Source organism: Acetomicrobium sp. S15 = DSM 107314, assembly GCF_016125955.1.
Classification (GTDB): domain Bacteria; phylum Synergistota; class Synergistia; order Synergistales; family Thermosynergistaceae; genus Thermosynergistes; species Thermosynergistes pyruvativorans.
Window position 1 is genome coordinate 20,605 of record NZ_JADEVE010000080.1, and the last position, 14,588, is coordinate 35,192.

At 51.3% G+C, this 14,588-nt stretch carries 20 protein-coding genes and 1 pseudogene; all 21 read right to left on the bottom strand.

From position 1 onward, the window contains the following. Positions 1 to 7: 7 nt before the first annotated feature. The 21 genes and pseudogenes from EZM41_RS02250 to EZM41_RS02350 all read right to left on the bottom strand — a co-directional run bounded on the left by EZM41_RS02250 (position 8) and on the right by EZM41_RS02350 (position 14,544). Positions 8 to 658: a head decoration protein gene (locus EZM41_RS02250; RefSeq protein ID WP_198468997.1), complete on the bottom strand. Its 651-nt coding sequence runs from the start codon at positions 656 to 658 to the stop codon at positions 8 to 10. Continuing rightward, complete coding sequence (locus EZM41_RS02255) at positions 658 to 1,797, bottom strand: head maturation protease, ClpP-related (RefSeq protein ID WP_342449204.1); 1,140 nt, start codon at positions 1,795 to 1,797, stop codon at positions 658 to 660. Before EZM41_RS02255 ends, EZM41_RS02250 begins: the two co-directional genes overlap by 1 nt. Positions 1,798 to 1,807: 10 nt before the next feature. Then, positions 1,808 to 3,295 carry a phage portal protein gene (locus tag EZM41_RS02260; protein ID WP_198469001.1) on the bottom strand — a complete coding sequence of 496 codons (1,488 nt, stop codon included), beginning with the start codon at positions 3,293 to 3,295 and terminating at the stop codon, positions 1,808 to 1,810. A 44-nt stretch (positions 3,296 to 3,339) separates the two neighbouring features. Next, positions 3,340 to 3,558, bottom strand: coding sequence for a DUF6148 family protein (locus EZM41_RS02265; RefSeq protein WP_198469003.1), 219 nt, complete (start codon positions 3,556 to 3,558; stop codon positions 3,340 to 3,342). Further along, the gene (locus tag EZM41_RS02270) at positions 3,555 to 5,384 is read right to left on the bottom strand and encodes a phage terminase large subunit family protein (protein WP_198469005.1); all 1,830 of its coding nucleotides are present in this window, start codon (positions 5,382 to 5,384) and stop codon (positions 3,555 to 3,557) included. Before EZM41_RS02270 ends, EZM41_RS02265 begins: the two co-directional genes overlap by 4 nt. Further along, a complete protein-coding gene (locus EZM41_RS02275; RefSeq protein WP_198469007.1) occupies positions 5,269 to 6,024 on the bottom strand; it encodes a type IV toxin-antitoxin system AbiEi family antitoxin domain-containing protein in 756 nt (251 codons plus the stop codon). Before EZM41_RS02275 ends, EZM41_RS02270 begins: the two co-directional genes overlap by 116 nt. A 376-nt stretch (positions 6,025 to 6,400) precedes the next feature. Then, a complete protein-coding gene (locus EZM41_RS02280) occupies positions 6,401 to 7,111 on the bottom strand; it encodes a tyrosine-type recombinase/integrase (protein ID WP_198469009.1) in 711 nt (236 codons plus the stop codon). A gap of 237 nt (positions 7,112 to 7,348) precedes the next feature. Beyond that, positions 7,349 to 7,855 carry a hypothetical protein gene (locus EZM41_RS02285; RefSeq protein ID WP_198469011.1) on the bottom strand — a complete coding sequence of 169 codons (507 nt, stop codon included), beginning with the start codon at positions 7,853 to 7,855 and terminating at the stop codon, positions 7,349 to 7,351. 17 nt (positions 7,856 to 7,872) lie between these two features. Beyond that, positions 7,873 to 8,787, bottom strand: coding sequence for an ATP-binding protein (locus EZM41_RS02290; RefSeq protein ID WP_198469013.1), 915 nt, complete (start codon positions 8,785 to 8,787; stop codon positions 7,873 to 7,875). Positions 8,788 to 9,316: 529 nt separating this feature from the next. Beyond that, a pseudogene (locus tag EZM41_RS14530) lies at positions 9,317 to 9,580 on the bottom strand (helix-turn-helix domain-containing protein); the annotation flags it as partial. Then, on the bottom strand, positions 9,553 to 10,242 hold the full coding sequence (locus tag EZM41_RS02300) for a DUF5131 family protein (protein WP_198469015.1): 690 nt from the start codon (positions 10,240 to 10,242) through the stop codon (positions 9,553 to 9,555). The gene EZM41_RS02300 and the pseudogene EZM41_RS14530, both read right to left, overlap by 28 nt. Positions 10,243 to 10,263: 21 nt before the next feature. Beyond that, positions 10,264 to 10,515 (bottom strand): hypothetical protein, encoded by a 252-nt coding sequence (locus EZM41_RS02305; protein ID WP_198469017.1) that lies wholly within the window; start codon positions 10,513 to 10,515, stop codon positions 10,264 to 10,266. Beyond that, positions 10,508 to 10,795, bottom strand: a complete 288-nt coding sequence (locus tag EZM41_RS02310; RefSeq protein ID WP_198469019.1) for a hypothetical protein — start codon at positions 10,793 to 10,795, stop codon at positions 10,508 to 10,510. Before EZM41_RS02310 ends, EZM41_RS02305 begins: the two co-directional genes overlap by 8 nt. Positions 10,796 to 10,977: 182 nt before the next feature. Next, positions 10,978 to 11,565 (bottom strand): dATP/dGTP diphosphohydrolase domain-containing protein, encoded by a 588-nt coding sequence (locus EZM41_RS14275; RefSeq protein ID WP_198469021.1) that lies wholly within the window; start codon positions 11,563 to 11,565, stop codon positions 10,978 to 10,980. 4 nt (positions 11,566 to 11,569) lie between these two features. Further along, on the bottom strand, positions 11,570 to 12,133 hold the full coding sequence (locus tag EZM41_RS02320; RefSeq protein WP_198469030.1) for a hypothetical protein: 564 nt from the start codon (positions 12,131 to 12,133) through the stop codon (positions 11,570 to 11,572). Positions 12,134 to 12,144: 11 nt separating this feature from the next. Next, the gene (locus EZM41_RS02325; RefSeq protein WP_198469032.1) at positions 12,145 to 12,522 is read right to left on the bottom strand and encodes a LysM peptidoglycan-binding domain-containing protein; all 378 of its coding nucleotides are present in this window, start codon (positions 12,520 to 12,522) and stop codon (positions 12,145 to 12,147) included. Then, the gene (locus EZM41_RS02330) at positions 12,519 to 12,854 is read right to left on the bottom strand and encodes a helix-turn-helix transcriptional regulator (protein WP_198469034.1); all 336 of its coding nucleotides are present in this window, start codon (positions 12,852 to 12,854) and stop codon (positions 12,519 to 12,521) included. Before EZM41_RS02330 ends, EZM41_RS02325 begins: the two co-directional genes overlap by 4 nt. Then, positions 12,851 to 13,597 carry a phage antirepressor KilAC domain-containing protein gene (locus tag EZM41_RS02335; RefSeq protein WP_198469036.1) on the bottom strand — a complete coding sequence of 249 codons (747 nt, stop codon included), beginning with the start codon at positions 13,595 to 13,597 and terminating at the stop codon, positions 12,851 to 12,853. Before EZM41_RS02335 ends, EZM41_RS02330 begins: the two co-directional genes overlap by 4 nt. Before the next feature lie 72 nt (positions 13,598 to 13,669). Next, positions 13,670 to 13,822: a hypothetical protein gene (locus EZM41_RS02340; protein WP_198469038.1), complete on the bottom strand. Its 153-nt coding sequence runs from the start codon at positions 13,820 to 13,822 to the stop codon at positions 13,670 to 13,672. Further along, on the bottom strand, positions 13,819 to 14,031 hold the full coding sequence (locus tag EZM41_RS02345) for a hypothetical protein (protein ID WP_198469040.1): 213 nt from the start codon (positions 14,029 to 14,031) through the stop codon (positions 13,819 to 13,821). Before EZM41_RS02345 ends, EZM41_RS02340 begins: the two co-directional genes overlap by 4 nt. A gap of 276 nt (positions 14,032 to 14,307) precedes the next feature. Next, positions 14,308 to 14,544, bottom strand: coding sequence for a helix-turn-helix domain-containing protein (locus EZM41_RS02350; protein WP_198469042.1), 237 nt, complete (start codon positions 14,542 to 14,544; stop codon positions 14,308 to 14,310). Positions 14,545 to 14,588 lie beyond the last annotated feature (44 nt).

A 14,588-nucleotide genomic window follows, 5' to 3' on the forward strand; every position in this document is an offset into this window, starting at 1 on the left:
ATCCTCCTTATGCAGATACGGCGGTCTTGAAGAATATACCCTTTGCCCGGGCGGCGGCCTTATGCATTGCAGCCGTGTCGGTACCGCCGAACACCAGTTCGGATTCGTTAAACTCACCGGTTAGATATACCGCCGCCTTTTGGGTCTCTGCTGAACTCTCTATATCCTCAGCGAGGATACATTCCACCACTCCACTGCCGTCGGTATTCGCACTGTTGACGAGCACATAAGCTCCAGAGCCCGCCATTACCGGGACGGTAAATGAATCACCAATGGCCGAATCAGTAGCCGTAGCGTTTCCTATAGTGAATTTAATATGGCCATTGGAATACTCCGTGCCCTGTATGGCATCTTCAAGTCTTGAGCCATCAGGAGCATAGACCGCAAAAGTCGCATCGTTGGCACCAGCACTGCTCGGAGCCACGATGCAAACCATCCTATAATCGCCGATCTGGGCATTGGATTTGATCTCTACTCCGGAAATCTCGGCATCTCCATCGTTAGTCCCAGATGCTGGAGTTCCAAGCGTTTTTGTGATTTTTCCGAGCACAGACCCTCTCTCCAGTGACCCGGTACCCGCCGCGATCGTCACGGCATCCGTCACGACAGGGCATACATTGCCGGCAAAAAGATTATCAAAGTTAAAAACCTCAGCCATTATTTATTCCTCCTCCCATTTGCCCCACGGGCAAAAGCGGAAACAATCGCATTTATTTCGCTCTTTTCCAGATTAACCCCTTCCTCTGGATCCGAGACCCTTACGTCAGGTACATCATTGGCGTCAGCCTGGACGTAATCTTGATGTTTTTTCGTCTTTTCGGCCTGGGCCTTCACAATGCGAACGGCAAATTCCTCAGCCGAACATGGTTCCTTGAATTTTGCTTTTTCCCCGAGCTCGCTGTCGGCTATTATTCCCATTTCTTCGATTGCCTTGATCCGTTCCCTTTCCTCGGTTCTACCTGCCTCAAGCACGGCGGCGTATACCTCTGGATGCTTTTCTTTCAGCTCGTCAATTGTCAATGCTTCCGCCTCCTCTATTGCTCCTGACTTAGTTGGTTCTTGTTTTTCGGGCATCTTGAGCACGTCGGCTTTGGCTACTGGCTCCAGTTTTTTGGCGCCCAATGCCTGGAAAAGACGCTCAGGAGCCTTTTTGAACCTGGACAGATCGAACTGTATCTCTTTGCCGATACTCGCCAGAATGGCCATTCCTCCTTCGATCGACGCCGAAATGGGTATGGGATCGACAACTCTGTCCGCGAAACCAAGCTCCACGGCTTCAGCCCCGGTCATCCATGTTTCGGCCTCAAGCATTTCCTGGATCTTTTCTTTCGTCTGACCACTCCTTTCATAAACCGCAATCATAGTTTCCTGAAACTTGTCCAGGACTTCCGCTTGTTCTCTAAATTCGGCGGCATTCCCGCAATAGCACGCAACCGGCGAATGGATCATCATCATCGTATTAACTGGCATGATAATTTCATCACCTGCCATAGCCACAATGGAAGCAGCCGATGCCGCCATTCCGTCCACATAGATCGTCACCGTTGCCGGATGAGACTTCAGAAGGGTATATATCGCCTGGGCCGACATCACATTTCCGCCTGGAGAATTAATCCTGACGTTTATTTTTTGGACATTGCCGATGGCCCTGAGTTCTTCCGCAATGCGTTTCGAGGACACGTCGTAGAGGTCCTCTCCAAAAATCCTAAGATCTCCGATATCTCCATATAAAAGTATTTCAGCCTCGTTCCCATCCGCCGCGGCTCGTACCTCCCAAAATCGCTTATTCGTAATTATTACTCACCTCCTATTGGCTCGGGATTAGCTTCCCATCTCGCCTGGCCTGTTCTTCCGCCACGCGCTGGTGATGGTTACGCTCCCAGTCTGTACCCGTAAGCTCAGCCGCTTCTATTGTCCGCGTGCTAAAGCCTTCTTCTACCCGTATTTTGGCCGCAGTGACTTCCTGCACCGGATTGAGTTGCCCCGGTGATGGGCCACGCCAAATCGCGCTGCAATATGCCTTCCGCACCATTGGATCATCAAAAAAACCGGGGGCATAAAGCCTCCCGGTCGCTACTGCCTCGTCTAACCATGTTTCGTAAATTGGGCGGCAAAAAGATCCCTCGAACCATGCACGCCATGTCTTAAAAAACTTCCAGGCTTCCAAAAGAGCTCCCCTGCTCGCCGAATAACTCGACGTAAAGTGTTTAACGAGGACTTCATATGGGATCCCCAAAGCCGAACCGATCTGTCTACACATGGATGTAACGAAGGAATCGAACGCCGCATTCGGGCGTTTTGGATCTACGATCTCCGGTTTTTCTCCTTGAGACAAGCTGATTACTGTCCCATGACCCAATTCGATCGCATGGCTGTCGTCGTAAATTGGTTCGTCCCCGAAGGGAGGCTCCCCAGGTGCCTGTTGAGTAATGAAAACTGTCAGAAGTCCGCCTACTACGGCAGCCATGAGCTCGGCCTCGGTATATCTATCCAGCTGCTTCAGGTCCTCGATCACCGGAGCAAGGAAAGGAACTCCTCGCCGCTGATCTATCCGCTCCGGATCCATCAAATGCAAAACATTCAATTGGCCGGTTCGCTGCCCATACGCCGGATATCGCACCCATTCTCTGCTTTTTCTGAGAACTTTTGGATTTGTACTCGTTGTATATGGATGCGCCTGACATATCCAATACGCCACCGCAGCGCCCATATCATCGATCTCTACACCGCCTCGGATATCTTTGCCTTGACGATACCCATATGGAGGATCACAGACCCTATCACCGGCCAGCAGGCGAATTCTTAGATTGTAGGGCTGCTCGTTTCTGTTTTTGCGCAAAAGTAGAGCAAAAACATCGCCATCAAGCAAAAACGAATGGAACGCGAGGCGCTGAAGGCCATAGAAATCGCAGTGCTTCGAAGCATCACAATCTGTCGTTTCCGCCCAGAGCGAAAATTCGCGCTCGGCCTGTCTTTCCCATCGCCTCGCCTCTTCGGCCGTCATTTTAAGATACTCGGAATCTATCTGGCTATTGAGCCTCAACCCAGGGCCAATAACATTCGATTTGACAGTCCGTATTGATCCGGTAGCGAGGCCTCCGCCCATGAACAAGTCCCGAGATCGTGTCCTGAGGATTTCCAGATTATCTGTAATATCATGGTCCGGATCTCGACCATGACCCAAAAACCACCCCAACGTGCTCCGCTTTGTTTTCGATGCCCCATGCCTTCCATATCCCGAAGATGCCATTATTTCGAGTTGGCGCAGTTTCAAGCGAGCCTCTGCGCGCTTCATCCCCCATCGAGGGGCTATTGAACTGATCGCCTTATCTAATATCTTCATCGGTCCATGGGAACGACATAGAACGTCCGTCGTCGCCCGCTGCCTCCCTCCAGCCGTTTGACTTCCTGTTCCCAATAATTGATCCTGTCGGCAATATATGGGAGATCGGGCATGGCCAAGCGACGGGATCCCATACTAAACTCCTGTCCCTGCGAAACCTTCAGCTCGGCATCTAACCAGGCCTGCAAATGTTTCTTTGCTTCTTCCAGCGTCACAAGGTCACCCCCTCGCTCAAGATTCTGCGCTTCTTGGTTGGCTGCTTTTTAGCTACACCGGCCAGTCGTTCGAAATTCGGACTCAATATAGCTATCGCCGCAGTGGCATAAACCCTGCAGTCTAAAGGTTCATTCCTGGACTTTTGGGTCCGCTTCACCCATCGCACCTTCCTGGCGCCCTGCGATGTAGTCTCAACCACTCTGCGCTCGGCCGTCAACCCATCAAAGTATTTCTCATCATATCCGGTCTCTTCTGAGGCCGGCCAATGGCAATAATCCGGGCCCGGTTCCTCCACTTTCAGCCGCGCAATCAACAGCGCCTTGATCTGATCGACGCCCAGAGTGAAGAGTAGTGCCTTCTCCCTGCCGGCGCGCGATGGTTTCGAAACCTGGGGAACTCCGGCACCGCCTCGGCCTTTAACTGCATAGACCCTACGATCTTCCCTGAGGCGTGTAAATCGATATACCTGAGATGTGGCATGGCCTCCGGAGTCTATGCATACACAGGCCACACTCAACATCTGCCCATCGGCTCGAATCCATTGTTGCTTCAAAAGATCGTCCAACTGGCTCCAGACATGCATATCTCTGGCTGGATTGCCCACAAAAACCCTATAGGCAATACCCCAGCTCTCATATCCGATGCCCCAACCTACTACCTCCACTTCCAGTCTGTCATCCTGTATGTCGACACCGGCCGTCAGAACGAGGACGCCAAGTGGTGGCATCTTGTATTCCTCTTTGTGTTGTTCGAGCGTTTCTAATTCAATCGACGAGTCGATAGCATCCCAAGTCCGTGCTAAACGCGTATTGTAAAATACCTGGAGCGCCTGGATACCACCGCTTTCCTTGGCTTCAATATATTCTTCGACGAGCTCTGGCCAGGAGATCCAGGGAGATATCAAACCGGTGAGATGAAACGAACGATGTTTCCGTCGCTCCGGATGATCCGCTATCCAGCGTCCATTCTGACGCTTCCAGTGTTGTTCCTCGGATTCCTTCCCGCAATGGGGACAACGCATGACGGGATTCTCTTCGCGTCCCTGCCAGATAAGTAATTCCCACCTTGGATTGACGTCCTTCCCGCATTTTGGGCATGGCCAATACCAGCGTTCCATGGTCCCCTTCTTCCATTCGCTGTCTATCGGGGATAGGTCCGTAATAGTGGGAGTGGATGTTTGGATAACCAAAGAATTCCAATATGTAGTGACGCGCTTTTCCGCCAGTTTCCTTGGATCTCCTTCAGTGCCGGCACTTGCCGGATAACCGTCGATTTCGTCCATCAAAAGCGCTCTAACCGGCCTCGAGGCCAGCTTCTTCGGGCTGTTCGCTCCAACGATGGCTACATATCCGCCCGGGAATTTCTTGGAGAGAATCGTATTGTCTGAACTCCTGGACTTGACATCCCGGATCTTTTCCCTCAAAACCGGCGTATCCTGTATCGTAGGTGCCAGGCGCTCTTTTGAGAACGACTCGCCCAGGTCTTCCGATGGCCATACCCATAGAATGGAACATGGATCGACATCGACAAGATACCCAAATATATTCAGCTCGATTTCCGTCTTTCCTGTTTGCGCTGCGGCCATAACGGTAACCCGCCTGACCCTTGAATCAGTGACGCAATCCATAATTCCCCGCTGATAGGGAGCACGGTCAGTCTTCCAGCGCCCTGGCTCAGATGCATATTCTCTCGATAGCCGTCGGAATTTATCAGCCCACTGCGATACCGTCAGGTTCGGAGGTGGAGCTATCATCTTCGAGATCGTCCTGCAGAGCCTTTTCAACGAGATCGTCCGTATTGACTGCTGCAAGCTCTCCAAGGGCATCTCTCACCTCCTCCATGACAAGTGCCTGAATTTCCGCTGGATCATCAATGTGCGCCAGGGTTGAGGCCAACTTGTTCGGCATTCCGAGCATTCGGCTTCGAAAGATCGTGATGAGATCTCCCCAAATCTGCATAACTGTTTCGATTTTTGCCGTCTCTCCCTTGAGGATCTCCACGGCGATCTCGGCCTTATCAGCCTTGGCCCTCGTAAGCCGCAAAGTCTCAATATCGATGTCGTCCTGGTTACTCCTGGAATTATTACGGAGATATTCGTGATATGACCTGAGCGCTTCGAGAAAGGAATATCTTTCGCCATCTGCATCTTTGACGAATACACCACGGCTGGCGAGTTTTTGCACCCATCTGGCCGTTATTTCAAGAATCTCTCCCAACTCCGCCGCAGAAACCTTTGCCTTTTTGATGAATTCTACCGGCGAATTTGGCAGAACTGCTGTAATCGGCACTTCCTGAGCTCGTTCATATTCGAAATAGGCTCTGGCGCAGATCCCGAGATCGTAAACGCCACGGCTTATCCTTTTGAAAATCCCCTTCCTGGTGAGCTTCTGTACCGTCCTCGGCGTGATACCCAATAGCCTTGCCAAATCCTGCGTAGTGCCCTCGAAAGTATCATCTTTTTTCATTCCAATTCCCCTTCAAAGACATGAAACCGAGCTGTTAAAAAAGTTCACAAAAACGAACGTCACTGCGAAGCGAACAGGGTCGAAGGGTGTTCGCAGCTGGGGACCAAAAGCGAGTCCCTTCGGGCCCCACCCTGGAGGCACCGGGAGGACCCGCGAAAATCCCGCTAAGTCCCTTGTTGCAACGGTTTCCGCAATTTTCCAGGCCATTTTTTACTTAGTAAACATAAAGAACAATGTGTTGCCTAAAATTAAAGTGCTGAAAACCCGCTACACCACTGGACTTTTAAGGGTTACAACCGAAATCCAAACTACCTAAAATCAGTAGAAAAAGCGAAAGCGAACGCGGACCCAAAATCGGCCTTTTTAGAGGTCAAAATTAGGCCTGTTTTTGTGACGTAAGAAGGGGTTTTTGGAAGACCCCCGTGTCTTTCGCTCTGACCGGAAATGCCTTTTTTGTTCTGTATGTAACTGTTTGATATGCCGCAGCGTGATCATCCTGGGTAATGCCGATATACCGAAGGGTGATCTCCGGAGTGCTATGCCCGAAAATCTTTTGCAGAACGGCAATGTCTCTCGTTTTACGGTAGAAGTGATATCCGAAAGTCTTTCGCATGGTATGGGTTCCGACCCGCTCCTCGATTCCGCATGCCTCCGCGGCCATTCGCAGGATTTCCCATATCCTTATACGGCCCAGTGCCCTCGTCTCGCCGTTTTCGCCCAGCCTCCGAGAAGGAAACAGCGGTTCCGACAAATCCCATTGCGATATGGGCGAAAGCTGAGATTTGATTACATATTCGAGTTCTGTCCCCTTGATTCGTATGATTCGCTTCCTGTTCGTAATCGTCCTTGCCTTGCCTTTTTTGCGCGTTTTCTGTTCAAGTATCCATATTTCCTTTCTCCACCTGCGCGCTCCGGACTTAAACTCCTCGATAATGTCACCGAACGTCAGCCGACGAAGATCCGAAACGCGAAGACCGGTGTGGATTCCAAACTCGAATAGCAGATAATATACGGGATTCCACCGCCCCAGATACTCCGCAACCGAGACGACATCAGCCCGATTCCTGATCGGCTCGACATATTCCATTGGCAACACCTCTATCAGGCAAGGAGACTAACGACAGGATGGAAGAGCAAAAAATAAAGACCCCCTGCCAAAGCCGGGGATCTTTGAACATTCCGCCACAATACAAGTTTACTCGCAAATCCAATATTAACAACCCCCTTAAGGGTACCATTAAGGGTACCATTAAGGCTATCGTTAAGGGTACCATTAAGACTCTCGTTAAGGGTACCATTAAGACCGTCATCAAAAATTAGCCTACTAATACTCGCCCAACTTCCAGCCGGCCACAGGAGCTAATACCGCAGCTCTGGCAATTGCCCGCGGAACTTCCTGTCTTCGCCGTCGTATAGTGCTTTCGCTCACATTGTGCTTGATCGATAGATTCCGCATTTGCGATTCCTGGAGCCTTGAATGCCCGCGCATCGAATCTATCCAAACCACATGATCGACGAATATCGCCCAGCTTTGCGGGAAGGATTTACGATATTCCTTCGCTGCGGTGACAATTCGCTCCCAACCTCCTGCATAATCAAGGATTTCGTCTATCTTGTCGGCCTTGAAAATCAACGACTCCTGTGGTGCATGGCCTAACGGAGTTAAATCCACTCTCTCGTTTTCTTTTGATTGATCCTGAAATGGCGCTATTATATCAGCCAACTCACTTGATGATGGAGGAGGCACCTCTCCAGAAAGAATTCGCAGGCCCTGAGGATGATAGATAACGACGAATTCGATAATATCCGCAACCTGTCGTATCCTGTTCATGCCTTTATCCCTCACCATCACATGACTTGCCTAAGGCGCCAATCAGGCCCCGTCATGGTAATCCACCTGCAGAGTTCCGCGAGGCGCGAAACTATCCGCCGGCCCATCAGCCCACCATAATGACTCGATATTTCATCAGGGTCAGTTAAATTCGTCGTCACGAATGTCAGCTTCCTGTTTCTCATACGCTGGTCCAGAACTTGAAAAACCCGCTCAGCAACCCATTCATACTTCGTCGATTCAGCCCCGAGATCATCAAGGATCGCCACATCTGCTGCTATTACAACCTCCGCCGGGTCCAATCCGGTTTTGGTCGCAAACCATTTTCTGGAGGCATCTATCAGGTCCGGCAGGCTCACGAAGACTGTATAGCATCCTGCTTCCAGCGCAACTCTCGCGAGGGCCACCTCCAGGTGGCTCTTCCCAACCCCAGGAGGGCCCATAAGCATTAGCCCCTTGAGCGGTAGATTGCCATTCAGGATCCTTTGCCCTATTTCGATCGCGGCTTGGCGGGCCACCTCGGTCCCCTCCGTCTTCTCGAAGCCGTTGATCGTCTTGTCGCTCAGGTTCTCCGGAAGCCTCGCAGCTTTCAGCGCCGCTTTCATTCTCCGTTCGGCATTTGCCGATCTCGCTCTCTTGCACGGCCTGTACGTGAGATATATCCTTCCGCCCGAGGCAGTCGCCACAGGCTGCATCCCTTTGAGCTGACACGCTGCCAGTCCTTTGCATTCCTGACAATATTTCATTTCCCTGTCCAGTCTTATCAGTGCAAACGCATCCGATTCCGAGGGCGCTTTCACCATCTCCGCCGCTTTGGCCATATACGCTGCCAGATCCTGCTTGAGCAGCGATTCTCTTCTGCTGTTCCCACCATTCCCGGTATTGGTCGGGAAGTCGTTCTTTGTCTCGTTTATCGCTATTCCCTCCGGCATCCCTGCACCCTCCTCTCGTCGAAGTTTTCTGGTATTGCAGGCTGTTCAGCAGATATCCCGCCGTCAGTTCGGTCAATGGACGCCCTTTTCGCTTGAAACGCTCCTCCGCCGTAAGGAGTTCTTTTTGCACTCTCGCAGGCGTGTGGAGCTTTTCCAGTTTTCGGAAAGCCATAACCTCATCCCACGAAAGACCGCTCCTGGAGGTCTTGAACAACAGAAGCTCCGCCGTGGGCCTCATGATTTCTGGAACACTTTTAGCATCGTAAGGGGATGTCTCCTCATGGTTAGGTTTCTGTTGTGTTTCAGGCTCGGCCTTTTGGGCGCCGGAAGTGTTAGCTTCCCCCGAAGGGGTAGTATTTATATCTCGTTCATTGGTTATAGTTCTATGGCTATAGTTCTGTGTGTCTGTGTGGCACACCGGGTGTGTCTGTGTGGCACACCCCCCGTGTCCCTGTGACACACCCCCCTTAAGGATATATATTGAGGTTTGCCCTTTCTCGCCACGATATTGATGTTGAATGTATCCTTTATCCTCGAGGGTCCTGAGTGACCGGTGAACGGTCCTATACGAACAACCGGCCCGTTTCATAAGAGCCTTAACCGATGGGTAACAGGTGCGCCCCCTGGTGGACGCGAAAGAACAAAGCGCAGCATAAATAGCCTTGTCATAAACTGAAATAGTCTCATCGGTCATAACGGCAATATCCAGAAAACAAAACCAAAAATCTCGTGAATCTTGGATTTCCACGGTTTCAGACACTGCCTTCACCCCTTTTGTCCCACAGGCGACCATGCTTCACATTGCTTGAAGTGAAAAGGCACTCCGGCCTTTTGGCATTGACCTATCAAAGAGCTTACTCGATCAGGATGCACCTGTCCGGTATCATGACTGGGTTCATTGCCGCACATTACCCAGTCAATAGTCCTAAAATTCGTGATCCAACCAGGGGCGTGATCACCACCGTATCCATCCTTGGCAGGATATTGTCTGGGGTTGAGCCACTCGAAAATATCTATCTCTTCAAACAACGGCTCACAGTACACGAATCGGACCGCAGCGCGAATGTCGAGTAAAATAGGTATCCTGTCATCAGCAGTGCGCTGGTTTTCGATGGTCACGCCCAGCCAAACATTTGGAAAAGCTCGATTGAAAGTATCTGTTTCTGCCTCTAATCGTTCAACGATCCGTTTCATACGTTCCGGCCTTTTCGTTAAAAGCATGAAGGTATGACGTCGACATTCGATGGAATGCATCACTGAAAAAACTGCCTCGAGCCACTGATCAGGCACATCTTCATGAAACAGATCTCCCATACTGCAGACGAGGATCTTTCCCGGCTTATTCCACTTCAATGGCTGATCCAATATATCCTCACGAAACACCAATGCCGGGGGACAACCCGTGATCGGATCCCAGATGGTATCAATCCATTTGATCCTTGAATTGTCAAACATAGCCACTTCCTCCTAAGGATATTATTTACAATCTCTATATGCTTTACCCTCAACCATCACCCAATCGTTTCCTTCCCGATAGGATCCCGGTTTATCTTCATTCATCCAAAAAAACTTCTCTTTATGGCCTGCACGGCACTGATATATAGAAGGTTCATCGCATGGCATAAGGTCATTTATTTCGCAGCCGCAATCTTCACCCGCAAGTCCGTCATAGCCGTGTGTAATCAGCCAGTTTTTGACGATCTCCCGAATAGCCCATCTATTATTCATCGCTGGCCCCCCGTTCATCGGTTAACTCATCGAAGACAACCACGGATTTACAGCAGGATAGAACGAGATGCCTGCCTCCGTCCCACCTGCCTCCGTCCCAAAAGGGTTCGGAGCGCAGCTCTTCGAGATCTTTCGACAATCCGTCCGCATCGAAAAGCGGACACCAATCCCCACATGATTTTTTGAAGGCTTCTGTCCCAGCAAAAGGACACATCTGCTTTCGAAAAACCTTTCCTCGCTGAATCCACAACGAGCCGTCCTTGTCAATCTTGCCTTTCATTGCTGTCCCCCTCCTCGAAAAGAAGCTTCTGGACCCTGAGGCCCCATTCTCTGGCTCTGTCCCTGTATTCGTCCTCGCTCATTCGATCGAACAGAAAACATACATCGCAGTCGGTCATATGCATATAACAAATCTCTTGCCGCATGCTCCAGTGGCTGCACCGGAACCTCCGACCGGCTGAATCAGGATGCTCCTTGCGTTCCATCGGTCGCCTCGCTTCTCAGTTTTGGTCTGTCATCGTTTCCAACCTTTCGCATCGAGTACGCCAGAAGCTGAAATACACGAAAGGCGGCGTGAGCAAGCGGATGAAGCCCGTCTTCATGGTCTGCCTCAATGCCGCCAAACCAATCCCATACATGCCTTAGAAGGGATCCGAAGGCTCGCCCCCAACTCATGCCCTTTTCCCAATTGCGCTCGCCGTATTTTTCCGCTCCTACCGTGTAGACTTTTGCCAGTTCTCGGAGGGCATCGGACGGAATGAGGTCATAACGAAGCTTTCCGGCGTCGAAATTCTTTGCCGGCTCATCCTTCTGTTGAGTCGGGGTTGATCTGGCCTTCATGTTTTTTTCGATCCACGCATCTACTCTCCCGTGTTTCCTAATGTCCCGTTTCGCTTCTTCTTTTGTGGCGTAGGTAACGTCATCGAAGGGGTCATCCGATGTCAAAAAATCACCTGTTGGAGCGTCTTTGCCAGGGATAACCAAATAGACTTCTCCGTTCGTTATGATGATCCATCCCGCAAGTTCGCCTATTATGTCCCACTTTTTCACTCTCTTATCGCTCCCTTCGGGCGGCCCCTTGTTCCTCTTCCACTTCCTGGATCTCATAATCGACCATCTGGCGGTCTGAAATAGCCACGATATAGCCGCCGGCTATCGACTGAAACAGGTAATGAACAACATTGCCTGCACCTCGGCATGATCCGATGAATCGGCATCTGGTCTCGTCATCAAATCGGACCCCACGCGTTACCCGTTGAAGGATTTTATATACGCCTCCGGGTTTGAGTTCATAAACCCCTTCACGGCGCAGGTGATATTCCAGGATGCGTTTTTGAATTGTCGGCAACGGGCGATTCATGGTGTCGGCAATGCCTTGAGGAGACACTCCGAGGTCCAAAAGGCTTTCGAGCTGTTCCTGGTCTCGTGCCGTCCAAATCCTTGCTGCCGAAATCCCTACGCGATGCTTGGGACCGAACCCGCGCTCGCGCAAGACATTGGAGATTGTCGTATTGGACAGGCCGAAATCAATGGCAATAGCCTTGTTGGTGCAGCCTGTCTTCGATCTCCTGCATATTTCGTCCTTTTCGTCCTGGCTGATCCATATTTTACGGACCATCGGAGCGCCTCCTAAAATTTGATCGGAATCTGTATCCGCTGGCCGACTCGAAGCATCGGCCCCGTCGGGCCTCCAAGCCCGTTGATCTGCCTCACGTAGTAAATGACCAATCGGGGATCCTTATCCGGGTGATACATCTTGGCGATCTGCCAGAGCGTTTCCTGGGGCGCCACAATATGGACAACAGAAGCATCAGAGGGGTGTCGCCCATAATCCATGTCAGGGTCGGCAGGGCCGGTCGGCATAGCGAAGCGAAATAGAAGACCAGTTAGAATGGTCACGCACGCCATCATAATCAGAACCAGCCTAAAGTTGACGCTTCTGTAACTATCGCCCCGACGTAGCGCCACGGATTCGGTCATGGCGTTGCACAATCTTCGGCGCCTCATCGGAGCGCGTCCTCTTCCCGACTGCTGGCGGCCATTTTTTCAGCGAAAGCCCGGATATCTTCCACCCGCCATACCGTGACGGACTTGCTCAACTTGACGCCTTTAGGAGCAATGCCTTCAGACACCCAGCGCCACCAGGTGGGCTTGCTGACCGGGATAATCTTCAGGATCTGCGGAAGCCGCATAAATCCGTATTCGTACGCCTCCTCCTTGTTTGCCTCCCTTCTATGTTTCTCGATTTCCTGCGACAGCTTATCGATCTTGGCGCTCAATTGCCGTATCTGTTCGGGCATAGATTCATCAACGACAAAAACTGTCTGTCCGGGTGTCATGTCGTTACCTCCTCAACTACATTTATTGCCAAAAGCCGGGCTATGAGATCTCGCCCTTTCGGAGTAACCATCGTCCGATACCTGGTTCGCACAACATCTCCAATCTCTATCTGTGTTCGCCTGACGCGGAAATATCCTGATTCCAGATAACGCTGACGCGGCACCCAAGACCCGTCGAGGCGATAAAGGATCCCCTGGTCCGCAAGGAACGAGAAGATCCTCCTCGGACCGGTCCCAAGGCGCTGGAATTCCTTCGCCACCGCCTGAAGAGACATATCGGAACCTTCCTGACAGGTCGCGTCCCAGGCAATGGCCTTTGGCGCAAGCTTGCGGTTTTCGGCCTCCAGGTGCTCCCTTAAATCCACCTCGTCGGCGAGGGCCCTGAGGGCCTCCTGGAAGTTTTGAGGAATCCGCCGGCCCTGGAATTCATAGCGGCCGGACTTTCGAATAGCCGGAAGGACATCGTGCACGACCCAGCGCCTAAACCTGCGGGCTTCCGGTTTGCGCGACCGGAGCACCATGGAATACAGGCCGGGTTCGTTGACCATCCAAGCCTCTCCCTGACGACCTAAGTTGAACTTAGCCCGTTCGTCTTCTTCAAGGGATTCGATAGCCACGCTGGGATTGGTGAGATCAAGCACATCGCAGACATCCTTGGCCACCCACCAGGGTCCCCCGACTTCATCCACCACGACCCTGACCGGGTAACGTTCAAACCTGAAAACCTGAAGTTCGGTGCCCATCGCTTCACCTCCGTTCCTGGCCTTTTTATGGAAGAATTTGCTTCACGAGTCATATGATTTTTTGCATTCCGCTCACCTCCTTTCGTTTGTTTCCTCTCTTTTCAGCCCAAGGATGCTATTGGCCGAAGTGCATGATCGGAATTCCATAAATCTCCACAACAGCCACACCATTTCCAGCGCCATTAAAATCAGCCACAGCTTCATGAGCAAAAACGCTATTTTCAAAACTCTTCCCCCTCCGCCATATCCTCAAGCTCGGCAAGCTTCTTTTTCTCCGCTTCGAGCCTTCGCCTGCTTCTGGCGTCGCGATGTATAAGTCTTCTGCTTGCCGCATATTCAACCCTCGCGCGCTGGATCTCGATCTGGTCCAGCAACTCACGCAGCATTTCATGGCGCGACAGATATACGACATTGGATGTGCCAATCTCTCGCATGCCCCTACACCTCTCCTCTAACTTTTCCTGTTGCCATTAACGCCAGGACGGCAATGGCCTTGTTCGTTGCGGCAAGGCGTTCGAGATATGCTTTTCTGGTCTCGAGAAAGCGCTGCGTTTGAGGCATATCGGCTCTGCCGTTTTGCGTAAGATCACAACCGATCGTGAAAGTTTCTTCAGGATCGTCGAAGGTTTCAAAAAAAGCCTTTCTCGCCCTTTCCTCTTCCCCCAGAGCCTCCGCCAGATCGGGATCGGAAAGCCCGCGCGGAACATTTGTTATGGCTTGTCCCGCACGGGCACTATAGGGTTTGAATAGATTAGAGAAAAAAGTGATCCACTTTCAAGACCAAGCGTTGTTTCAAGCGCGGCTATATTTTTTGCATCAGTAGGTGGATATTTTTCGGTTTCCCAGGCGTATATTGCTGACCGCGATACACATATCTTTTCTGCAAGTTGTTCTTGTGTAAGGTGCTTACGCTTGCGTGCTGAGCGTATAACTTCTCCGTATCCCACCTTGTTTACCCCCCTTCAGATGCTAACTGTACTATGAAAATATA